This window comes from Shewanella basaltis (assembly GCF_023283885.1).
Lineage (GTDB): Bacteria > Pseudomonadota > Gammaproteobacteria > Enterobacterales > Shewanellaceae > Shewanella > Shewanella basaltis.
This window is the reverse complement of record NZ_JAKILA010000004.1, coordinates 34344-56376: the sequence shown is the minus strand read 5'-3', so window position 1 is coordinate 56376 and position 22033 is coordinate 34344. Positions and strand designations below refer to the sequence as shown.

The window sequence follows — 22033 nt, the reverse complement described above, 5'->3', positions numbered from 1 at the left end:
CGAAAGGATGAAATGATGAACGTTTTTTGTAAAACTCTATTAGCTTCTGCTATGGCCGCTTCTTTAGTATCAAGTGCATACGCTGCAGAACCTCTAAAAGTGTATGGCAAATTAAATGTTACAGCACAGTCAAACGATGTTTCAGATGAAACAGAAACGACGATTCAAAGTAATGCATCACGTTTTGGTGTAACCGGAGACTTTGAGCTTGGCAATTCATTAGAAGCGTTTTACACCATCGAATACGAAGTCGATACAGGTAACGAAGACAAAGAAAACTTTTTAGCTCGTAACCAATTTGTAGGATTAAAAGGTCATTTCGGTGCGGTTTCTGTTGGTCGCAATGACACGATTTTAAAAGTATCTCAAGGTAAGGTTGACCAGTTTAACGACCTTTCTGGTGACGTTAAAACCATATTTAAAGGTGAAAACCGTATGGCTCAAACGTTAACTTATTACACGCCAATGTTTGGTGATATTCAGGCCGGTGTTACTTATGTTGCATCTGGTGACTCTGATCAAGTTGTTGGAGATAACACAACTGGTGAAGATGGCGTGAGTATGGCTGTTATGTATGGCGATGCAGGTTTAAAAACGTCTGCTATTTACGCAGCGATTGCCTATGACTCAAAAGTGAAAGGTTATGACACTGCTCGTGCAACGGTTCAAGGTAAAGTTGCTGGTGTTGTGCTTGGTGGTATGTACCAGCAACAAGAAGCGCTAGACAGCGGTGTTAGCGATAACGGTTTCTTATTGAGTGCCGCTTATGATATCAACGAAGTTACCCTTAAAGCCCAGTTTGCTGATATGGAAAACAAAGGTGATTCATGGTCAGTTGGTGCAGACTACAGCCTAGGCAAGCCAACAAAACTATTTGCATTCTTCACTGCAAACTCATTTGATTCAAACGATCAAGATGATAACTATGTGGGTGTGGGTGTCGAGCATAAGTTTTAATCTTGGTTTGATACAGTTTTATGATTAAAAGGGCTTAGGCCCTTTTTTTTGCAACAGACTTTGATAATGGTAATTAAGTTTTTATGACAAAAAGCGCTTTTTAATGGCAATATCGCGCTTAGGGTCATGAAATTGTAATAAAAGTGTCCAATAATACTGATGTGGCAAATTAAAGTAGAAACCCAATATGACAGCTAGGATATTAATAGTAGAAGATGAATCAGCAATTCGTGAGATGCTGACATTTGTGATGGATCAACATGGTTTTACGACAGCTGCAGCTGAAGATTTCGATTCAGCAATTGAGTTGCTTCAAGAGCCATATCCGGACTTAATTTTGTTGGATTGGATGTTCCCTGGTGGCAGTGGAATTCAATTAGCAAAACGTTTAAAGCAAGATGAGTTTACTCGTCAAATCCCTATCATCATGTTAACAGCGCGTGGAGAGGAAGAAGATAAAGTCAAAGGACTTGAAGTCGGGGCCGATGACTATATTACCAAACCTTTTTCTCCAAAAGAGCTGGTGGCAAGAATAAAGGCAGTGTTGCGCAGAAGCGCACCGACACGCTTAGAAGAGACTATCGACGTACAAGGGTTGCAATTAGATCCTGTTAGCCATCGAGTCACAGTCGGTGAGTCTGTGCTTGATATGGGCCCAACCGAGTTTAGATTATTGCATTTTTTCATGACTCATCCGGAACGGGTGTATAGCCGTGAGCAATTGTTAGACAACGTGTGGGGAACCAATGTGTATGTTGAAGATCGTACTGTTGATGTGCACATTCGTCGTTTACGAAAAGCCGTAGAACAAGGCGGTCACGATAAGTTGATTCAAACCGTTCGCGGGGCTGGCTACCGTTTTTCAACCAGAATGTAGTCCAGTGGTAAACCATAGAAACTCTGTGTTAGTTAGCAGAGTTTCTTTGTTTTTATTACCTAGCCAACATCGCCAATTTAGGCTATCTTGTGCTTCCTCGTTAGTCCTAATAATCAGTAACGACACTAAAGGGTGTTGGCTGCGTTACTTTATCAATTAGGTTGCCTATGCTTAATTCTTATTCTGCTTTTCGGTTATTTTTTCGTTTAGCGTTATTTCTGATTTTATTTTTCTTTGTAGGTGCCTTAGTCGGTCATATTGCGGTTGTGATGCTGTTAGGGACCACGTTCATGCTTGTATGGCATTATCGGCAAATTGCTCGGCTTAATTTTTGGTTGTGGAAAGACAAAAAATTAACCCCACCTCAAGGGCAAGGAAGTTGGGAGGGCGTGTTTAATGGTATTTACCGACTTCAAGGGAAAAACCGCCGCCGTGTAGGGCAGTTAGCGACTTTGTTAGCGCGTTTTAGGCAAGGTGCTGAAGCCTTACCTGACGCCGCAGTGGTGCTCGATGCTGAACATAATATTTTGTGGTGCAACAAGCTAGCGCAATTGATTTTAGGTTTTGTTTGGCCCCAAGACAGTGGGCAACGGATTGACAATTTAATACGCCATCCTGATTTTTCTGCCTACCTTAAAAAAGCCAACTATAAAGACCCTCTTGAGATCCCATCGCCTGTTTCAGATAAACGTTTACTCGAAATTCGTATCATGAGCTATGGCGATCGGCAATTATTACTGATTGCGCGAGATATTACCCGGATCCATCAACTTGAAGGGATGCGCAAAGACTTTGTGGCTAACGTGTCACATGAATTAAAGACACCACTTACTGTTTTACAAGGGTATTTAGAGATAATGCAAGGAATGGAAGATGACGATTCTCCCAATCAAAAGCCATTATTACTTATGCAACAACAAACCTCGCGTATGCAGTCGATGGTCGAACAATTACTGGCATTGTCACGTATTGAAGATGCCATTGACGTTGATTTATCAAAAATGGTCAATATGCAAGCCATGATGGAAGTGCTTAAAGAGGAAGCGGTTGCACTTGCCGGAAGTGAATACACCTTAGAATTTAATTGTGAGCCAGGGTTAAACACCCATGGCAACGAATTACAACTGCGAAGCGCCTGTTCTAATCTTATATCTAATGCTATTCGATACACCGCGCCTGGTGGTGTTATTTCAGTTACCTGGCGAAGTGTTGCAACGGGAGCGTTGTTTTCAGTAAAAGATACAGGTGTCGGGATTGCACCGCAGCATATTAACCGTTTAACAGAACGTTTTTATCGGGTTGATAATGCTCGTTCTAGTAAAACAGGCGGAACAGGGCTTGGGTTAGCTATTGCAAAGCATGCACTTAGCCATCATCACAGTGAACTTAATGTCACCAGTGAATACGGCAAAGGCAGTACATTTAGTTTTATTATTCCGACACATTTATTAGAAAGACAATAATTATTGTGGTTATTATTAAGCAGCATTTATGCTGCTTTTTTATCTATAAAAAGCGCTTGTGATGCATATGGTTAGGTAAATAATTAAGACAGTTAAGTTAATATTAAATGACTCACTGTTTGCTCTAAGCGTTAACTAAGCTATTGATAAACTTAAGTTGGCAGTTTATTGATGCAAATATGACAATATTACCTTTATTGTCATATAACTGTCATATCAAAGTCATAGACTTGTCATCAATGAGGTCGATACTGACTACGTTTTAAAAACTTAGTACGCTTAATTCTGGAGCAATACAATGAAACTGAACAAACTTGTCGGCGCGATTACCCTTACAGCCGCTGGTGTATTCTCAGCAGCATCAATGGCTGCTATAGACCCAACTTTACCTGTATATGAAAAAACAAGCGGTGTGTCAGGTAACTTGTCTTCTGTTGGTTCTGATACTTTAGCAAACATGATGACGTTATGGGCTGAAGAGTTTAAACATATTTATCCTAACGTAAACATCCAAATTCAAGCTGCTGGTTCTTCTACTGCGCCACCAGCATTAACTGAAGGTACTTCACAATTTGGCCCAATGAGCCGCAAGATGAAGCCTAATGAAGTTGAAGCATTTGAAAAGCATTATGGTTACCAGCCAACAGCTATTCGTGTTGCAATCGATGCACTTGCTGTATTTGTTCACAAAGATAACCCAATCACTGGCCTAAGCATTGAACAAATTGACAGTATTTTCTCTTCTACACACAAGTGTGGTGGTAAAGAAATTAGCCGTTGGGGTGACGCAGGCCTAGACGGTAACTGGAGCGCGAAAGACGTTCAGCTTTACGGTCGTAACTCTGTATCTGGTACTTACGGTTACTTTAAAGAAAAAGCATTATGTAATGGTGACTTCCTACCAAACGTGAATGAGCAACCAGGCTCAGCGTCTGTTGTGCAATCTGTATCACAGTCTCTAAATGCGATTGGTTATTCAGGTATTGGATACAAAACAGCGGGTGTGAAAGCGGTTGCTGTGTCTAAAAAAGGTGATAAGTTTGTCGAAGCGACAGCGGCCAATGCCGCCAACGGTACTTACCCACTATCACGTTACTTATACGTATATGTGAACAAGCACCCAAATAAAGAATTGTCGCCAATGGATCGTGAGTTCTTGCGCTTTGTATTGTCTAAGCAAGGTCAGCAAATTGTTGAAAAAGATGGCTATGTTCCAGTTCCAACTGCGGTTGTTGCTAAAGATTTAGCTAAAGTGGGTATTAAGCTTTAATCGCTTAGCTTACTGACAAAAGGCCTCATTTGAGGCCTTTTTGCTTTTACCAATCTACAACGTAAATCTTGATATGTCTTGTTTGATCCCCTTCCCGTAAATAATATGCCCCATCAGCGTGGTATTCTTTGTTAGCCTTTCTTAACCTAGTGAACTATGCCACCAAAAGACTGCCTCGATACCTCACTGATAACTTTCGCTAAAAAAGCACATTCTAATGCGGATAGGTATGATTAACGCGTAAGTATTCTTGAGCTAACAAGCAAAAAAAAGCAACCTAACTAAGAGGTTGCTGCTATTGCTATAGGCAATACGGTTGATAGTGAAAAAACTATCTAATTAGGAGAATGATGATGAACAAAAAAACGCTACTAGATTAAAAATAAGTAATGCAAATTCGGTTCATATAATCAGACTGCGTGGTGTGCCGTTAGTTCCCCCTTAATTGCAAAAAATATAAAATTTTTTAAAAAATTCAAATAACATGAGCAATCGAAACGAGTAATATTATTTTTTAGCTTATTTATCAGTCGGTTATTTTTAAGGTGATTTTAAGTGGTTTGGTATAAATCCAAGCTATCGCTCACGTCATGATTTTCAGGCAGAAATATGAGTATTTTTGCTATATTTGAGGATTATTTTACCGATAAGGATTTTTTGTGGCAGTCGAACTGAATTTACAACACGATTATCATTCAAGCGCCAATACAGATGTATTACGTGTCTATCATTTTGAGCTAGATATCGCGGTTGATTTTGACTTACAACAACTCAATGGTGTCGTTCGGTTAGACTTTATCCGTAATATGCCTAGCAACACATTAGTGTTAGATTGCCGCGATCTTTTTGTTGATAACGTGACTGATATCGACGGAGTTACATTGTCATTTAATATCATTGATGTGAATGACACATTAGGGCAAAAGCTTATTATCGATGTGGCTGAGAAAATAACCTCAGTGGTGATTTATTATCATACATCAAAAAGTGCACAGGGGCTTCAATGGCTTAAGCCAGAGCAAACCTTGGGCAAAAAATTACCTTACCTTTTTAGTCAATCTCAGCCTATTAATGCCCGCAGTTGGATACCGCTTCAAGATACCCTAAAAGCCAGAGTGACCTTTAATGCCAGCGTTAAAACTCCATTAGGGCTTCGTACGGTAATGAGTGCCAATAATAATCCTGTAATGCCAGATGATGGGGTATTTACCTTTACGATGGATAAACCTATTCCCACTCATTTACTTGCCATTGCGGTGGGCGATTTGGCTTTTCAAACAACAGGGCCTCGAAGTGGGGTTTATACTGAACCTGGCATGCTTGAGGCAGCGGCCAATGAATTTGAAGATACGGAGTCGATGATCCGGGTTGCTGAGTCACTCCTTGGGCCTTATGCCTGGGGACGTTATGACATGATAGTACTCCCCCCAAGCTTTCCTTTTGGTGGGATGGAAAATCCAATGTTGGCTTTTATGACACCGACATTAATTGCTGGCGACAAAAGTTTAGTATCAACGGTTCCTCATGAACTGGCGCACTCATGGACAGGCAATTTAGTCAGTAACGCAACATGGCGCGACTTGTGGCTTAATGAGGGGTTTACGACATACTTTACTAATCGCATTGTTGAAGAGGTTTATGGTCGCGAACAAGCTGAACTTGAGTGGGTGATTGAGTTTGGCCGCTTACAACAAGAAATGCTATCTATGCCTTTAGGTGAGCAAACATTGCCTGCCAATGTGCAAAATCGCGATCCTAATTTGGCATTTAATCGTTTTACTTATGACAAGGCGTCGATGTTTGTCCATGAGCTTGAACATAGGCTTGGGCGCGTCGCTTTTGATGAGTTTTTACTTCAGTATGTTAATCATTTTGCTTTTACTGCAATCACGACTGAAACCTTCGTTGATTATGCAAAACAAACATTATTAGTGGAGCACTTTGATAAGCTAAACCTCGAGGAATTAACCGAGTGGGTGTATGGTCAAGGACTTCCTGCCTGGTTTGTGGCACCCACATCAAGGAGTTTTGACAAAGTTGACCTAGCACTTTCGCAATTGATTAGCGGCATTGGGGCAAGTGAATTGTGTGTGGCACAATGGCGTGTTCATCATTGGCAATACTTTTTAAGCAAATTACCGTTAAGGGTGAGTCAAGCCATGTTGTTGGATTTAGATGAAGTATTTAACTTTACCGGACATCACAATGCGGAAATTGCCTGTGATTGGTATCGTGTTGCGATCCGCAATTTATTTGATCCTGTATTGCCTGCGTTAACAGAGTATTTGTGTAAAATAGGCAGAGGTAAATTTGTAAGACCATTATTTATTGAGCTGCAAATAGCTGGGTATCATCAGGAACTCAAGGCCATTTATGCCCAAGCTCGACCAGGCTACCATCCCTCATTGCAAGTGCAATTAGATTCATTGTTGCACTATGATGAGTAATACCAATCCGCATTAGAGTGTGCTCTTTAAGCGAAAGTTATCAGTGAGGTATCGAGGCAGCCTTTTGAGGGCATATTTCACTAGGTTATAGTGCATTACGTTATAGTGCACTAGGTTATAGTGCATTACGTTATAGTGCACTAGGTTATAGTGCACTAGGTTATAGTGCACTAGGTTATAGTGCACTAGGTTAAAAAAGGCTAACAAAGAATACCACGCTGATAAATTCGCCCTTCGCAGTTGCGTCACAACCCCCATTACGGCTTTAAATGACGTTGATGTAGATGACGACACCTGCAGTCATTTTCATTGTACTGGGTCTAGTGACGCAGCCTAAAATCAATCTTATTTAACCTGAGCTCGGGATAAGGGATGAACTTATACTATTTAAAATCAACATGTTACCCATTCTCACTTTCAAGCTTGTTATTTGTTATGCTAACAAGGCGAATTGGCGCGTCAATAGCTAGCCTATTGTAAGTCGATTCAACGCAGTGAGCAGGGCAAAGAACTGTTTGAAAGGCATTTATTATCCCGAGCTCAGGTTATTTAGGATAATAATAAACACATAAAAAAATGGCAGCCTATTGGCTGCCAAAATAAATCTTTGCGGGATGTCATTAACAATGCGCTAGCGTGTTAATACTGCCCAATGGGGATGATGATGAACAATAAACATTAAAACTGTAGCAGTAACGCAATCCAAACCAACTTTGAGGTGAACTGGATAAATGGTGTTGCTATGTAGCATTTAACTTCGGGGGAGAAGGTTAAATCATGACATTGCAACTCACATCACCCACACCTTATTCGTTACATATAATCAGACCGAGCATTAAGCTAAAAGTTCACAGAAAGAATGATATTTTTTTAAAATTATTTTTTATGTGTGCTTTTGTGCTGCGTTAAAGGTTCTGACTGATTGTTTTATTTGCAGAGGGCAAATTTAGGGCAAAAAAATGGCAACCAATAAGGTTGCCTAAGTCGTTCTTTACGGAGTGTCATTAACAGTGCGCTAGCGTGTTAAGGCGCCCCAAATAGGGATGATGAACAATGAACATAAATCTGTTGTGGCAAGTCAGTAAAAGCGTTGAGATATGCTTTAGTGCAAACCAGAAAAGTTGGAGGTAGACATTTTCTCATTTGCGTCCTTACTTGCTACATATATTCTGACTAAGCGAATGCGATAAAGTTCATTCACTTTTGCATTTTTTATAAAATATTTTCTACCAAGAAATTAAATATTTTATAAATGTTACTAAAACAATCACTTAAGTTTTTTTGGCTGTGTAGCATCAACTTTGAGGTTAAGATTAAGCCTAAGCCTAGGTTTAAGTCTAAGTGAAAGGGTGATGCTCATAGCAAGGCGTAATTTTCATGATTGTGCAACTGATATTGCTTTAGCGACAAGCATAAAAAAAGGCAATCAACTGATTGCCTATCGATCGATTTTTCGATCAAGGGGACCGCGCTAGAAGTCCCAGGGAGATGATGAACAATAAAAAGGATTTCACTGTTATTTATTTTGAGCGGCAAAGAGACAAAAAGTTCAAAAATAATTGCATTTTTAACCTAAACAGTGAAAAAATTTTTTAAACGTTATAATAATCATTTGCTTAGATTAAAAAATAATTGACTGGCCATTGGTAATTATGCGCCAAGATACCAGTGCACTGTCATTAGATACTCTGGGTTAATACTTAGTGGCCAAAGTCAAAGCTAAGGGCTAATGCTAAGGGCTAATGCTAAGGGTTTATACCAAGAGCTAGTATTAACGCTATGCCAAGAGCTTTTCGATGGTTGCCTTAAGTTCTTCAGGTTTGGTGGTTGGCGCATATCGATTGACAACGTTACCGTGTTTATCGACTAAAAACTTAGTAAAGTTCCATTTGATAGACTCGCTCCCAAGCAGGCCTTTTGCAGACTTTTTAAGGTGTTGATAGAGTGGGTGGGCGTTAGCACCGTTAACCTCAATTTTACTGAATAATGGGAATGTTACCCCAAAATTGAGTTCGCAAAACTGGCTTATTTCTGCTTCGTTACCTTGCTCTTGTTTACCAAACTGATTGCATGGAAACCCTAAAATCACTAACCCTTTATCTTTGTAGGTTTGGTGTAATGCTTCAAGTGCTTGGTATTGTGGGGTAAACCCACATTTGCTGGCTGTATTTACAATTAGCAAAACTTTATCTTTAAAGGTTTCCATGACGATATCATTACCTTTAATGTCTTTGACTGTGATTGGATATATTGCACTGCTCATCAGATAACTCCTAAGGATAAAATATCCACTATAATGCACTTTTTTGTTGTTGGCAATTGAGTTGTGTGCAATTTAATATATCTGTTTGCTTATTAATGACAATTTCAATATAGTTTGCGCTTATTTACTGAGAAGAATTAGGGGCGGGCTTATGAATGATTTAAAGAACGAACTTAACTCTGAAGATGAAATCGAAACGAACTCTTTACCTCAGGCTGACGTCAGCCAAGTTGTGCTTCAATTAACCGAAGCTGAAGGTGAAGAACAAGCCGAAGTGTTCAGTGAAATATTGATCGACGCTGAACCTGGTACCATCGCATTATTACTCGAATCGTTACCGCTTGATGAGCGTTATGAACGTTGGCAACAAGTCGATGTAGAAGAACGTGTGGATGTCCTTAACTTAATGCGCGCCGATCCTCGTTTAGGCATTTTAAAGAAAATGCCAGATGAGGAACTGGATTTACTTTTTTCGCAATTAAGTCCTGAAGATCTCATTGAATGGAGTGATTCGTTACCTGACAATATTACTGATCGTGCATTGGCACAGATGGGTGAGCGTCAGCGTAAACACTTTGAGCTTTACAACCAATATACTGAAAATGAAATCGGTCGTTATGCCGACCATCAAATGTTGGCATTAAGTCCAACCTCAACTGTTGCTCAGGGCCAACGTTTTTTTAGACGTATCGATTTAGATTGCAATGATCATTTATTTTTAGTTGATATCAATGATAAGTACCTTGGTACTGTGCGTCGTTATGATGTGTTTAAGACGGTGGATACAGATACGCCGTTACACACATTAAAGTGGGATGACAGTCGGGTGATTTCTGCTGACTCTTCACTAATAGAGGCAGCAGAGGCCATTGAGCATAGTCGTGAATTAGAACTGCCTGTGGTTGATGAAGACGGCATTTTGATTGGTCGTATGACACTGCGTACGGCAACGGCTTTAGTGCGTGAGCATTATGAAGCGCAGTTGATGGCAACTGCTGGTATGGATGAAGATGACGATTTATTCGCACCTATCGTTGTTGGCGCCAAACGTCGTGCCGTTTGGCTTGGGATCAATTTACTGACAGCATTTTTAGCTTCTGCCACCATTGGCATGTTTGAAAACGTGTTATCTCAGGTGGTGGCCTTAGCGGTATTAATGCCAATAGTGGCCTCAATGGGCGGTATTGCAGGGAGCCAATCATTAACACTAATGATCCGTGGTATGGCAATGGGGCAGATCACTGCTGGTAACGTGATGTCGTTAATGAAAAATGAACTCGGTATTGGCGCGCTAAATGGTACGTTATGGGCGATTGTTATCGGTATTATTGCCGGTTGGTGGTTCGATGATAACGTGATGGGTATTGTGATTGCCTGTGCGATTTTGATTAATATGGCCGTAGCGGCTATTGCTGGGGTTATGGTGCCGATGATTTTGCAGCGTTTTAATCAGGATGCTGCGTTATCGGGTTCTGTTATTTTAACCACGGTTACAGATGTTGTTGGTTTTTTCACTTTTTTAGGCTTAGCTTCAATACTTTATCTGTAAAAAGTGTCTTAGGCTTTACACTCAATTAACAATAACATGTGTTTTGATATGAAGATGGTCTTGATTTATTCAAGGCCATTTTTTTGGCAACAAAAAAGCAAGTTGCGAGCAACTTGCTTTTTAAACTTGATGAGAAAATCCTGTTAAACTATTTCCACTTAGCAGGTGCGAACTCCATTTCAGCATTATCGTCAAAGTAACGGCGCTTGGTATCACGACGACGTTGTTTTACTTTTTTCGATTTTGGTTTTCCCTTGATGTTATCGCCCCATGGCGCATCATCTTCATCAAATTCAAATGAGTGTGACATTTTTCAACATTCCAGATAACTGTACCGCTGTTGGTACAGCCTCTTTTTACCTAAAGTTAATAATAAGCTAAAGCGAAATATTTCATTCTTGACGGTAAAAATTATTGCACGTAAAAATGACAATCAGATGACGCTAGTATTTTTACTGTTACGGCTTACTTTTTTTTGAGTGAGCATGAATAAAGGTATTGCGCTAATTGCTGTTGCCAAGGTTTAGGCTTGGATATGAAGTGTGATGCCTTTGTGTCTAACACACTGAAAGCAGGGCGCTTAACGCGAGAGTGATATGCTTGAGATGTCACAGGTATTAATGGCACTTTTAATGAGATGAGCCCTAACGCAAAGGCCTGTGACTGTATTTCTTGAGCAAATTCATACCAAGTGCACATTCCTGCATCACTCCAATGGTAAATCGGCGACCAATGATTTTGTAAACACAGTTTCCATAAAAAGTGTGCAAGCCCTTCTGCCAAGGTTGGGCTTCCTGTTTGGTCATTGACAATGTTTATGCTGGGGAGTGCTTCTGAGGTTTGTGACATGAGATGTAGCATCGTCGAAACAAAGTTTTTGCCACTATGGTGATAAAGCCAAGAAGTACGGACGATGCAAAATTGATTCGATTGCTGCTGTAAAATAACGTTTTCGGCGAGTAATTTTGAATGCCCATACACATTAATCGCAGAGGGTATTTGGCTAACTGAATAAGGTGTGGGTGAGCATCCATTAAACACATAATCAGTAGATAATTGAATAAACCTAATACCTAATTGCCTCGCTACGTGCGTGATAAATCGAACTGCATCAACATTTGTTTGCATGACTTGCGTGGTATTCGATTCGGCTCGTTCTACATCGGTATAGGCTGCGCAATTAATAATAATGTCTGGACGGTAATGAGCTAACGCCTCATAAATAAGCTGAGGCTGGGTAATATCAACTTGCTGACGAGTTAATTGGATCAGCTCAATTGTGTCAGGTTGAGTGCATTTTAGTGCGTTAGCTAATTGCCCCGTTTGGCCAAATGTGAGAATTTTCATTGGTTATTTGCTAAGTACCATTGAACAGTGTTTTGCAAACCAACGTCAAAAGACTGTTTTGGCGTCCAGTTGAGTTCTGTTGTTATTTTGCTTGCATCGATAGCATAACGTTGATCATGGCCTAATCTGTCTTTTACGTGGTGGATTAGCGACTCAAATCCGTTATTTTTAGCAAGATGGTGCTCTGGCAGCAAAGTGGTTAGATGCTGGCAAATAGACTGTACTACTTGAAGATTCGTATATTCATTATGACCGCCAATAGTGTATGACTCTCCAATCCGGCCGCGGGTTAATACTGCCAATAACGCTTCAACGTGGTCTTCAACATGCAACCAATCACGAATTTGTTGCCCATTACCATAAATCGGTATGGTTTCGCTTAATATTGCACGAGTGATGGTGAGCGGGATTAATTTTTCTGGGTGTTGATATGGCCCATAATTATTTGAACAATAAGTTATTATCGTTGGGAGCCCGTATGTTCTATGCCATGCTTTTACAAGGTGATCGCTTGAGGCTTTGCTCGCTGAATATGGTGAACTTGGTGAGTAGGCACTTTTTTCATTAAAGTAACCTGTTTTAGGTAAGTCACCAAAGACTTCATCGGTGGAAATATGATGAAATCGAAAACGTGTTGCCTTGTGTGCCGGTAAATCCGATAAAAACATACGGCTGGCTTCAAGCAAATTAAATGTGCCCACAATATTGGTTTGTATGAAGGAGTCTGGACTTGCTATAGACCGATCAACATGGCTTTCTGCCGCCAGATGCATTACGACATCCGGTTGGTGCTGGGCAAAAACGGTTTCAACTAACTTGCCATCGCAAATATCACCTTTAATAAAACGGTATCGTTGGTTATCTTTGATTGCAGATAAGCTCAAGGGGTTAACAGCATAGGTGAGATTATCAAGGTTGATAACTTTGTGTGGTGTGTGGGCCATAATATGGCGGATCAGTGCCGAGCCAATAAAACCACATCCTCCTGTGATTAGTATTGTCAGCGGTTGCCGATTTTGCTCAGTCATTAGCTTAAGCACCAAATGTAATCATATTAGGGTTTATATTAGGGTTGTCTTTACGGGAGACGATGGGCTCCACATTTGCCGGGATCGGCCATTGAATATTTAAGGTTGGGTCATTCCATGCCATGGTTTGTTCATCATCAGCTTGGTAATACTCTGAGCATTTATAAATAATGTCAGCGACGTCAGATAATACGTAAAAACCATGTGCAAATCCTTTAGGGATCCACATTTGATAGCCATTTTCATCGGAAAGTTGTTGTCCTATCCATTGGCCATAAGTGCTCGACTCTTGTCTTAAATCTACGGCAACATCGAAGATGCACCCACGCGATACGCGGATTAATTTACCCTGAGGAAAATGTTGCTGAAAGTGAAGCCCTCTTAATACGTTTTTCACTGAGCGAGACTGGTTTTCTTGAACTAATTGAGGAACGGTCAAATCTCGTTGCGTGAAGGCATCATTAAACACATTTTGGCGCAAGGTTTCCATAAAAAAGCCACGTTCATCGATAAACTTTTGCGGGCTAAATAACAAGACTCCAGCGAGTTCAGTATTAATGCATTTCATCAGGAAAATTCTTATTGAGTAATGATAGTAAATATTGGCCATAGCCACTTTTGATGAGTTGATTTGCAAGCTCTGTTAGCTGTTGTTGATCAATTAAGCCCATTGAAAAGGCCACTTCTTCAGGACAGGAAATTTTTAATCCTTGGCGTTTTTCGATAGCAGCAATATATTGAGTCGCTTCTGCCATGGCATCAGGAGTACCTGTATCTAACCATGCAGTACCCCGGCCTAAAATATTAACCGTAAGATTATTGTTGTTTAAGTATTGGGTGATCACATCGACAATCTCAAGCTCACCTCTAGGTGACGGCAAAACCTTTTTAGCGTATTGGCAGGCGTTATTGTCAAAAAAGTATAATCCAGGCATAGCGTAATTTGATTTTGGTATTGCAGGCTTTTCTGTAATGGATTTAACTTGATTATATTGGTCAAACTCAATAACACCATAGGCTTGTGGGTTGGCTACATGATAACCAAATATGGATGCGCCAGTCATGTTACTTGCTGCCTGCAATGTAGCCTGCAGGTGATGACCGTAAAAAAGGTTATCCCCTAAAATTAGTGCACAAGGGCTGTTGGCGAGAAAAGGTTCGGCTAGGATGAGTGCCTGGGCGAGACCTTCTGGTTTAGCTTGAATGGTGTATTCAATATTAATGCCCCATTGATGACCATTTTTTAAAAGTGATTGAAAAAGAGGGCGATCTGTTTCGGTGCAAATGACTAAAATGTCAGTGATCCCTGCTTGCATTAACGTGCAAAGCGGGTAATAAATCATGGGTTTATCGTATAGCGGTAATAATTGTTTACAGACAACTTGTGTAATGGGATAAAGTCGTGTGCCTGTGCCACCCGCTAAAATAATACCTTTTCTCATGTTACTGTCTTTAATTGTCTAATCAGGCGATTTTAACACAGCTAAAGCCAATTAAGCATGGTACATTGGTGTATTTCGTTGTCCAAAGTTAAGGTTAATTAGGTGAAATGCTACCTAAGCCTTTTATTTTATCGACACGATACCGCTCAGCATCTGGGCCTTTAATACGCTTGAATTCTACATCGAGTAAGTAGAGGTGGTCTGCGTATACTTGATAGATGTGGCCACGATCTAAAATAATAATATTGCCAGTCTTATCCCATTGGAATGTACCGCTTCCACTATACGAAAGGGGATCATTACCTAGCCTGACAGTGTCTATGATGTAGTTATTGGGAAGGGATAATTCAATGGTGGTGTCCATACCTTCACAACTGGGGCAAGGAAACACGCCATGATACACGCCTTGCCACTGAATACTGTGCTTGCTGCTTGCTGTTATATCATTAGCTGTTGGCTCTGGCTGATCACACGCTATCAGCGCAAAAATGACCAATAATATTCCTATACGCTTCATCTAAAATCCTTTTAGACATCACATTGTCGCTATATTGATTACATTATCTAGGGCCTTTTGATCTTTCAAGGTTGTTTTTGCAGCGAATTATTGACCTCGGCTTATAGATAGAACTGCGTGGCAGAGACGTTGAAGTGTAGTGATTCTAACTAAAAAGTCGATAACGCAGTAAAAATGACCAACAAACGCTGCCCACAGGGTTCGGCTAAAAACGTTTTACTCTTTGTTGAACAGATTTTGCTTAGGAGACTAGGCTACAATCCATTCGCCTCGATTAAAACGTTTTTAACTCGAACAAAATTCAACCAGCAAAGATCAACAGGCCCTAGGGCCTTTTGATCTTTCAAGGTTGTTTTTGCAGCGAATTATTGACCTCGGCTTATAGATAGAACTGCGTGGCAGAGACGTTGAAGTGTAGTGATTCTAACTAAAAAGTCGATAACGCAGTAAACATGGCCAATAAACGCTGCTTTAAGGTTCGGCTAAAACGCTTGATTCTTTGCTGAATGACGCTTTGCGAATAAAGCGCTAGTTAGATGCCTAGACATCAATCCATTCGCGTCGATTAACACGTTTTAACGCTAACAATATTCAACCAACAAAGAAAACAGGCCTCTCATTACCGTGTATTTGACTTGGTTGATACGTTTAATATGCTATCCCTTCGCTGCGGATAGAATCGGTTGCCAATTATGCTTTCATTTATAGCATAGATAATCTTTAGCTGTGCTTATACTTTAGTTGTGATATTAAAAAATTTTTTGATTTCATCAATTTGATCCATTGCATCTTGATAACCAAGATCGATTAAGGTCGATGTGTAACTTTTTTCAAATAACAAATAAGACACAATACTTGAATCTGATTGACGGTTAATACCAAATAATTTTAATAAGGTTTTAATGGCATATGGCATGTCATCATAAAAGCGGGCTGCAATTCGGCTTAAGTCTTGGCTTGGTTTAATCACAAGTGTATCTATGTGTCTTAAATTTAATATTGCCTTATCTTGTGCCGATATCATTGATAATGTGTTGTTGACTCTTTGTAGTCGTTCTAAATCGCTATTGAGTGTATCTGAGAAAATAGTATCTAACAGATGCCCTGCAATGGTGGCTGTTTTGGGGTGGTATTCAAACTCAATGGGAAAATGTTTGTGCGGGCTGTCCAGGTTAATCACAAATATTTTGTCTGCACCTAGGTGAATAGGGCTTGAAAGTGGTGATAATTGATGGACAGATCCATCACCATAGTATGCCTGATTGAGCTTTATTGAGGGGAATACCATCGGGATTGCCGAACTGGCTAATAAATGCTCTGTGTTAAGTAAACTGCGTGTGCCGACTCTTCTTGCCCTTTGCCAGTCTTCGATGTGGGCATTACCTTGATAAAAGCTATAGGAACGGGAATTGTTATAGCATGATGCATCAACGCTAATTGCGGTTAATGCATTGTGGCTAATATTTCTGTCAATTCTTTTGAAATCAATGAGCTTATTGAGTAGTTCCCGCAATGGTTGATTATCTAACAAGCTTCCCGCGTCGGTACTGACTTTATCGTCTTGTAATCCTTTGATGGCCATGCGGCCAAGATGCTTAAGGACTTTTGGAATACTTGTGCGATACACTTGCTTTGTCTCGAAGTGGCGCCAAACCCAGTCAAGTTTTTTGACACCCAAATGAAAACAGGAAGCGTGGGTGGCTAAAGAGGTGGCATTAATGGCCCCTGCTGAAGTGCCACAGATGATATCGAAAGGAACATGATGGTTGCGTGGGTAAAATTGAACTAGCGCCTTTAGCACACCAATTTGATATGCCGCTCTAGCGCCACCCCCTCCTAGTACTAATGCTGTAGACACTGGTAATCTTTATCCTTTGTGTGTAGGTAAGAAACCATACTAGTATGAATTCTTTTTTTATTGCGCACCAGTAGCTATGGTCAATAACTGCACTGTAATTTGTGTCTTGCTTACATCTACTTAACCTCAACTCTGGATAAGAGATGTATTGATAACGATATAAATCAATAGATTGACTAAAATCCACTGTCAAGCTTGTGATTTGTTTTGCTAACAAGGCGAATTAACGCGTCAATAGCCAGCCTATTGCAAGTTAATTCAACGCAGTGAGGAAGGCAAAGGACTGCTTGAAAGGCGTTTGTTATCCAGAGCTGAGGTTACTTAGGCCTGTTGACCTTTCAAGGTTGTTTTTGCAGCGAATTGTTGGCCATGACTCATATACAAGTGCGTGGCAGAGACTTTGAGGTGTAGTTATTCTACATAAAAAGTCGATAACGCAGTAAAAATGACCAACAAACGCTGCCCACAGGGTTCGGCTAAAAACGTTTTACTCTTTGTTGAACAATGCTTTACAAATAAAGAGTTGCTTAGGTGACTAGGCATCAATCAATTCGCCTCGATTAACATGTTTAACTCGAACCACATTCAAGCAGCAAAGATCATCAGGCTCTAATAAAAAAACGCACTATAAAGTGCGTTTTGTTGGTGTTTGTTGATTGCCGTTAAGGTGATTAACCTTTCGCGGCATTTGTTAAAAATTCAACAATCTGGTCGAATGGGATATCTTGTTTTTCACCCGTGCGACGGTTTTTGTATTCAAATACACCCGCATCGATATTACGATCACCAATCACGACAACATGAGGTAAACCGATAAGTTCCATGTCAGCAAACATCACACCAGGGCGCTCTTTGCGATCGTCCATTAACACTTCTACACCTGCGTCTGCCAGATCTTGATAAAGCTTCTCGGCAATATCAGCAACGCGATGTGATTTGTGCATGTTCATCGGTAAAATACCGACAGTAAACGGTGCAATGGCTTCTGGCCAAATAATACCGCGGTCATCGTTATTTTGCTCAATGGCAGCGGCAACAATACGGCTTACACCAACACCATAGCAACCCATTAACAGAATTTGCGCTTTGCCGTTTTCATCCAACACGGTTGCATTCATGGCTGTTGAATAATTGGTGCCAAGTTGGAAGATATGGCCCACTTCAATACCACGTGCCATTGCATATGTACCTAAGCCATCTGGTGTCGGTTCACCTTCAACAACATTACGGATATCAGCTGCAGTCGCTAGTGGTAAGTCACGTTCCCAGTTGATCCCAAAATAATGCTTATCTTCGGTATTGGCACCCGCCGCAAAGTCGCTCATGACGCTTACACTGTAATCGATAATGATTGGCATGTTTAAGCCTACTGGTCCAAGAGAACCAGGACCTGCGCCAACGGCTTCACGAATCTCTGCTTCAGAGGCAAATTCAAACGGTGAAGCGACTAATTCAAGTTTGTCTGCTTTGATTTCGTTAAGCTCGTGATCGCCACGAATGACCAGTGCCACTAATGGTGCTTCTTCTGTAGCGCCTTTAACAATTAATGTTTTAACTGTTTTAGTAATGGCTAAATCAAATTGCTCAACAAGTTCTGCAATGGTTTTTGCATTAGGCGTGTCAACGAGTGTCATTGCCTGTGTCGGCTCAGCACGAGCAACCGTTGGCATTGGCGATTCCGCCTTTTCAATGTTAGCGGCGTAATCGCTACCGGTCGAGTAGGCAATTAAGTCTTCACCGCTATTTGCTAATACGTGGAATTCATGTGACATGCTGCCACCGATTGAACCTGTATCGGCAAGCACAGGGCGGAATTCTAAGCCCATGCGAGTCAAAATATTGCTATAAGCGGTATGCATTGCATGGTAGGTGTTGTCCATGGTTTCTTGATCTAAATGAAAAGAGTAGGCGTCTTTCATTAAGAACTCACGAGCGCGCATCACACCAAAACGAGGGCGAACTTCATCACGGAACTTGGTTTGTACTTGATAAAGTGTTAACGGAAGCTGTTTATAAGAACTCAGTTCTTTACGCACTAAGTCAGTAATCACTTCTTCGTGGGTTGGCCCAAGGACAAAGTCGCGGTTATGGCGATCTTGAAAGCGTAATAATTCTGGGCCGAATTTTTCCCAGCGACCGGTTTCAACCCATAGATCAGCAGGTTGTACTAATGGCATTAAAATTTCGATTGCGCCTGTTTTGTTCATTTCTTCACGAACAATGGCTTCAACTTTACGTAATACACGTAAGCCTGAGGGTAACCAGCTGTAAAGACCTGATGCGTTACGACGGATCATACCCGCACGAAGCATTAACTGATGACTAATCACTTCTGCATTTGCAGGGGTTTCTTTTTGTGTTGAAAGCAGGTACTTACTAACTCGCATTCCCAATGTCCAAAATAATTACTATGAATAAACGCCATTTTAGCACCTGCATACATGATGTCACCTGCTAATTCGACTCTAAATATGGCTTTATTGTGCTTTATTTGATTTAGGGGATTATTTATCCCGGCGATCACCTATGACTCGTGCAGGATTACCCGCGACGATGGCATAATCGGCGACATTTTTTGTGACAATCGATCCCATGCCGATAACAGCATGATTACCTATGGTTACGCCATCCACAATCCCAGCCTGTGCGCCAATCCAAACATCGTTTCCTATTACTATGCCTTTAGACGTGGCAGCTTGTTGGTATATTGGCGTATTTGGTGACATACCATGATTAAACGCATAAATAGTAACGTTATTCGCAATTCGGGTTTGATCGCCAATTGTAATGCCTTTTCTGCCACCATCTAGGCTGCAACCGTGATTAATGGCCACTTCATTACCAAGGGTGATTGGACCATGCAAAAATACCTCTGCGCTGATCATGCAGTGGTTACCAATAATGATGTCTCGCCCAGGCTCTGCAAATAATTGCGCTTGTGGAGCAATAAAACAATGCTCACCAATATAAATGGTTTCAAGTAGCTTCAGTTGTTGCTGGATATCTTCTTGCCAAGGCTTTGCCCAGGATAAATGTTTGGGTTTGAGTGAAAAATATAACCAGGGCATCCAAGATAAACGTTTTTTATGCTGAGTTTGATAGTCTACATCTGCCATGGTATTAGTCCTTTAGCAGATCAACGTTAGTGGGTTTTAGTTCGAGCACTTCAATTGTGTTTGCATCGATACGCCAAAAAATATCCAGATCATATAAGGCTACTTGATACAGTTTAGGATCGTCTTTGGCTTTTTTGTAAGCTGGGCGAGGGTCTTGAGACAATACACCTTCGATGAGCTCATTTAAGCCATGATATTGCTCCTTTGCGGCATATTGTGCAATTTGCTTTTGAGCAAGAGGACTATAACTGACAGGGATCAACACTGGCGCTTCTTGCGCAATTCCGCCTTTAGCATCAACAATGGCATCTGAAAATGGAATATATGGCTTAATATCTATGATTGGTGTGCCGTCTAACAGATCCATACCCGATATGGCTAAACATATTTTGCCTTTGCGGTTAACGATACCGTGTAATTTGACAACGGATTGACCGATACCATTTGGCCTAAATGTTGACCGAGTGGCAAACACGCCAAGTTTTTCATTTCCGCCAAGCCGAGGCGGGCGTACTGTGGTTTTCCAGCCTTGGGCTAAATTTTCATGGAAGCAAAATAACAGCCATATATGAGAATACTGCTCAATCCCTCTAACGGCGTCAATATGATTAAAAGGGGGTTCAAATTCAATGTAGCCAGTGGCATTTACTAAACCAGGTTGGCGTGGAATGCCAAATTTTTGTTTATATGGGGTTCTGCAAATCGCAACGGCGTTGATTTGACTATTGAAAGAGACCTTACTGTCTTGTTTATTGATATGAGTTTGAGCGGCATCTGGTGTCATGCAATACCTAACAATAAGCGATGAGTAGACATAAATATAAACAGTGAGTCAGTTGTGGATGACTCACCCTATTTTGATTAACGCTAATAAACGTTAAATTACGCGGATTATTTTACCTCAGTTGTTTTAATTGCTTGCCCAACACAAAATGCGCGGCTAAAACAACTGTTGTCAGCTTCTGTTATCATAAAACAGCTTTTTACCACAAATCCATTGGCACCAAGTTCAGCAGCCGCCTTTCTCGCGCTGGTTCTCGCATCAGCTAATTGTGGTGGGGTGTCTTTTGAGGTTTCTTGGCAAGCTTCGCCTTCAACTAGGCCTAATACCTCAAATTGTCCTTTAGGTTGCACTTCACCATCGTATAACACTACATCGCCGACTTTAAAGTATTCATTGATAGCTTTACCGTCTAAATTACTTTTGAATACATAATCACCTGCACAGGCACTCAATAAAAGTGCAACACCCGAAACAACCAATACCTGCTTAACAGAAAAAACCATAGCCGTAGCCTTTAATTAATGAATTGAGCCAACTGATTAAGTTTACCCTGTCTGATGATGATGATAAAGCAAACAAATAAAAAGGGCTTATCTAAATAAGCCCTTTGTTATTGTGAATCAAAAGTAGGTAATTAACCTATTATTCCATACCAGGAATTAAAAATTCTTTAATATCTTTACCGCTATCAACTTGGTTTTTAAATACCGTTGGCATACGGCCTTGACCCGTCCATTGGACTAATTGGCCATCTACAGTAATTTGGTATTTAGGTGGACGTGGAGCGCGTTTCGCTTTAGCCGCTTTAGGTGCCGATGTCACATCGCCTAAATCTTCAATTGATAAACCGCTGTTTTCAATTTGCGCTAAAATTTCGGCAATACGAGCATTACGCTCTGCATTCGCTTCAAGTTCTAATTTCTCTTCTTCTTCACGATCGGCAATAATTTTTTCTAGCTTCGCAGCGGTATCACGTAAATCATCAAGAGACAGTTCTTTTACTGCAGCTTTGAAACGACGACCGTGGGTTAGAATATCTAAAAAGTCACTCATGTTGTTTAGTTTCCTAATGATTTATTTTAAAAATAAAAGACATATATAAGATAAATTGTTCA

At 40.6% G+C, this 22033-nt stretch carries 19 protein-coding genes; 6 read left to right on the top strand and 13 right to left on the bottom strand.

What is annotated here, in order from left to right; translation table 11 throughout:
* Positions 1–12: 12 nt before the first annotated feature.
* The 5 genes from L2703_RS04695 to L2703_RS04675 all read left to right on the top strand — a co-directional run bounded on the left by L2703_RS04695 (position 13) and on the right by L2703_RS04675 (position 7014).
* Positions 13–957: a porin gene (locus L2703_RS04695; protein ID WP_248969972.1), complete on the top strand. Its 945-nt coding sequence runs from the start codon at positions 13–15 to the stop codon at positions 955–957.
* A gap of 187 nt (positions 958–1144) precedes the next feature.
* Positions 1145–1834 carry a phosphate regulon transcriptional regulator PhoB gene (gene phoB, locus L2703_RS04690; protein WP_238102909.1) on the top strand — a complete coding sequence of 230 codons (690 nt, stop codon included), beginning with the start codon at positions 1145–1147 and terminating at the stop codon, positions 1832–1834.
* Positions 1835–2001: 167 nt separating this feature from the next.
* Positions 2002–3297: a phosphate regulon sensor histidine kinase PhoR gene (gene phoR / locus L2703_RS04685; RefSeq protein WP_248969971.1), complete on the top strand. Its 1296-nt coding sequence runs from the start codon at positions 2002–2004 to the stop codon at positions 3295–3297.
* Between the two features lie 298 nt (positions 3298–3595).
* Positions 3596–4567: a PstS family phosphate ABC transporter substrate-binding protein gene (locus L2703_RS04680; protein WP_248969970.1), complete on the top strand. Its 972-nt coding sequence runs from the start codon at positions 3596–3598 to the stop codon at positions 4565–4567.
* Between the two features lie 659 nt (positions 4568–5226).
* On the top strand, positions 5227–7014 hold the full coding sequence (locus tag L2703_RS04675) for a M1 family metallopeptidase (protein ID WP_248969969.1): 1788 nt from the start codon (positions 5227–5229) through the stop codon (positions 7012–7014).
* A gap of 1777 nt (positions 7015–8791) precedes the next feature.
* Here L2703_RS04675 and L2703_RS04670 read toward each other — a convergent pair.
* Positions 8792–9277: a glutathione peroxidase gene (locus L2703_RS04670; protein WP_248969968.1), complete on the bottom strand. Its 486-nt coding sequence runs from the start codon at positions 9275–9277 to the stop codon at positions 8792–8794.
* 151 nt (positions 9278–9428) lie between these two features.
* Between L2703_RS04670 and L2703_RS04665 the strand changes: the two genes are divergently transcribed.
* Positions 9429–10826, top strand: a complete 1398-nt coding sequence (locus L2703_RS04665) for a magnesium transporter (protein WP_248969967.1) — start codon at positions 9429–9431, stop codon at positions 10824–10826.
* 148 nt (positions 10827–10974) lie between these two features.
* On the opposite strand, the gene L2703_RS04660 is transcribed toward L2703_RS04665, so the two are convergent.
* The 12 genes from L2703_RS04660 to L2703_RS04605 form a co-directional block, all read right to left on the bottom strand.
* On the bottom strand, positions 10975–11136 hold the full coding sequence (locus tag L2703_RS04660; RefSeq protein ID WP_041413129.1) for a hypothetical protein: 162 nt from the start codon (positions 11134–11136) through the stop codon (positions 10975–10977).
* A gap of 155 nt (positions 11137–11291) precedes the next feature.
* The gene (gene rfbD / locus L2703_RS04655; protein WP_248969966.1) at positions 11292–12173 is read right to left on the bottom strand and encodes a dTDP-4-dehydrorhamnose reductase; all 882 of its coding nucleotides are present in this window, start codon (positions 12171–12173) and stop codon (positions 11292–11294) included.
* Positions 12170–13201: a dTDP-glucose 4,6-dehydratase gene (gene rfbB, locus L2703_RS04650; protein WP_248969965.1), complete on the bottom strand. Its 1032-nt coding sequence runs from the start codon at positions 13199–13201 to the stop codon at positions 12170–12172. The genes rfbD and rfbB overlap by 4 nt, the downstream gene beginning before the upstream one ends.
* Before the next feature lie 4 nt (positions 13202–13205).
* Positions 13206–13769 (bottom strand): dTDP-4-dehydrorhamnose 3,5-epimerase, encoded by a 564-nt coding sequence (gene rfbC / locus L2703_RS04645; RefSeq protein WP_248969964.1) that lies wholly within the window; start codon positions 13767–13769, stop codon positions 13206–13208.
* Positions 13756–14643, bottom strand: a complete 888-nt coding sequence (rfbA, locus tag L2703_RS04640) for a glucose-1-phosphate thymidylyltransferase RfbA (RefSeq protein ID WP_248969963.1) — start codon at positions 14641–14643, stop codon at positions 13756–13758. The genes rfbC and rfbA overlap by 14 nt, the downstream gene beginning before the upstream one ends.
* 94 nt (positions 14644–14737) lie before the next feature.
* A complete protein-coding gene (locus L2703_RS04635; protein WP_248969962.1) occupies positions 14738–15160 on the bottom strand; it encodes a copper resistance protein NlpE in 423 nt (140 codons plus the stop codon).
* A 730-nt stretch (positions 15161–15890) separates the two neighbouring features.
* Positions 15891–17018: a patatin-like phospholipase family protein gene (locus tag L2703_RS04630; RefSeq protein WP_248969961.1), complete on the bottom strand. Its 1128-nt coding sequence runs from the start codon at positions 17016–17018 to the stop codon at positions 15891–15893.
* A gap of 671 nt (positions 17019–17689) precedes the next feature.
* The gene (locus L2703_RS04625; protein ID WP_248969960.1) at positions 17690–19405 is read right to left on the bottom strand and encodes a proline--tRNA ligase; all 1716 of its coding nucleotides are present in this window, start codon (positions 19403–19405) and stop codon (positions 17690–17692) included.
* 117 nt (positions 19406–19522) lie between these two features.
* Positions 19523–20134, bottom strand: a complete 612-nt coding sequence (locus tag L2703_RS04620) for an acyltransferase (RefSeq protein WP_248969959.1) — start codon at positions 20132–20134, stop codon at positions 19523–19525.
* A 4-nt stretch (positions 20135–20138) separates the two neighbouring features.
* Positions 20139–20918 carry a tRNA (N6-threonylcarbamoyladenosine(37)-N6)-methyltransferase TrmO gene (gene tsaA, locus L2703_RS04615; RefSeq protein WP_248969958.1) on the bottom strand — a complete coding sequence of 260 codons (780 nt, stop codon included), beginning with the start codon at positions 20916–20918 and terminating at the stop codon, positions 20139–20141.
* Positions 20919–21025: 107 nt separating this feature from the next.
* The gene (rcsF, locus tag L2703_RS04610) at positions 21026–21421 is read right to left on the bottom strand and encodes an Rcs stress response system protein RcsF (RefSeq protein ID WP_248969957.1); all 396 of its coding nucleotides are present in this window, start codon (positions 21419–21421) and stop codon (positions 21026–21028) included.
* A gap of 139 nt (positions 21422–21560) precedes the next feature.
* Positions 21561–21971: an H-NS histone family protein gene (locus L2703_RS04605; RefSeq protein WP_248969956.1), complete on the bottom strand. Its 411-nt coding sequence runs from the start codon at positions 21969–21971 to the stop codon at positions 21561–21563.
* Between the last annotated feature and the right edge of the window lie 62 nt (positions 21972–22033).

Excerpts from the sequence above, each read along its gene's own strand:
- L2703_RS04695 (WP_248969972.1), top strand. The coding sequence starts at position 13 with ATGATGAACGTTTTTTGTAAAACTCTATTAGCTTCTGCTATGGCCGCT.
- phoB (WP_238102909.1), top strand. The coding sequence starts at position 1,145 with ATGACAGCTAGGATATTAATAGTAGAAGATGAATCAGCAATTCGTGAG.
- phoR (WP_248969971.1), top strand. The coding sequence starts at position 2,002 with ATGCTTAATTCTTATTCTGCTTTTCGGTTATTTTTTCGTTTAGCGTTA.
- L2703_RS04680 (WP_248969970.1), top strand. The coding sequence starts at position 3,596 with ATGAAACTGAACAAACTTGTCGGCGCGATTACCCTTACAGCCGCTGGT.
- L2703_RS04670 (WP_248969968.1), bottom strand. The coding sequence starts at position 9,277 with ATGAGCAGTGCAATATATCCAATCACAGTCAAAGACATTAAAGGTAAT.
- L2703_RS04665 (WP_248969967.1), top strand. The coding sequence starts at position 9,429 with ATGAATGATTTAAAGAACGAACTTAACTCTGAAGATGAAATCGAAACG.
- L2703_RS04660 (WP_041413129.1), bottom strand. The coding sequence starts at position 11,136 with ATGTCACACTCATTTGAATTTGATGAAGATGATGCGCCATGGGGCGAT.
- rfbD (WP_248969966.1), bottom strand. The coding sequence starts at position 12,173 with ATGAAAATTCTCACATTTGGCCAAACGGGGCAATTAGCTAACGCACTA.
- rfbB (WP_248969965.1), bottom strand. The coding sequence starts at position 13,201 with ATGACTGAGCAAAATCGGCAACCGCTGACAATACTAATCACAGGAGGA.
- rfbC (WP_248969964.1), bottom strand. The coding sequence starts at position 13,769 with ATGAAATGCATTAATACTGAACTCGCTGGAGTCTTGTTATTTAGCCCG.
- rfbA (WP_248969963.1), bottom strand. The coding sequence starts at position 14,643 with ATGAGAAAAGGTATTATTTTAGCGGGTGGCACAGGCACACGACTTTAT.
- L2703_RS04635 (WP_248969962.1), bottom strand. The coding sequence starts at position 15,160 with ATGAAGCGTATAGGAATATTATTGGTCATTTTTGCGCTGATAGCGTGT.
- L2703_RS04625 (WP_248969960.1), bottom strand. The coding sequence starts at position 19,405 with ATGCGAGTTAGTAAGTACCTGCTTTCAACACAAAAAGAAACCCCTGCA.
- L2703_RS04620 (WP_248969959.1), bottom strand. The coding sequence starts at position 20,134 with ATGGCAGATGTAGACTATCAAACTCAGCATAAAAAACGTTTATCTTGG.
- tsaA (WP_248969958.1), bottom strand. The coding sequence starts at position 20,918 with ATGACACCAGATGCCGCTCAAACTCATATCAATAAACAAGACAGTAAG.
- rcsF (WP_248969957.1), bottom strand. The coding sequence starts at position 21,421 with ATGGTTTTTTCTGTTAAGCAGGTATTGGTTGTTTCGGGTGTTGCACTT.
- L2703_RS04605 (WP_248969956.1), bottom strand. The coding sequence starts at position 21,971 with ATGAGTGACTTTTTAGATATTCTAACCCACGGTCGTCGTTTCAAAGCT.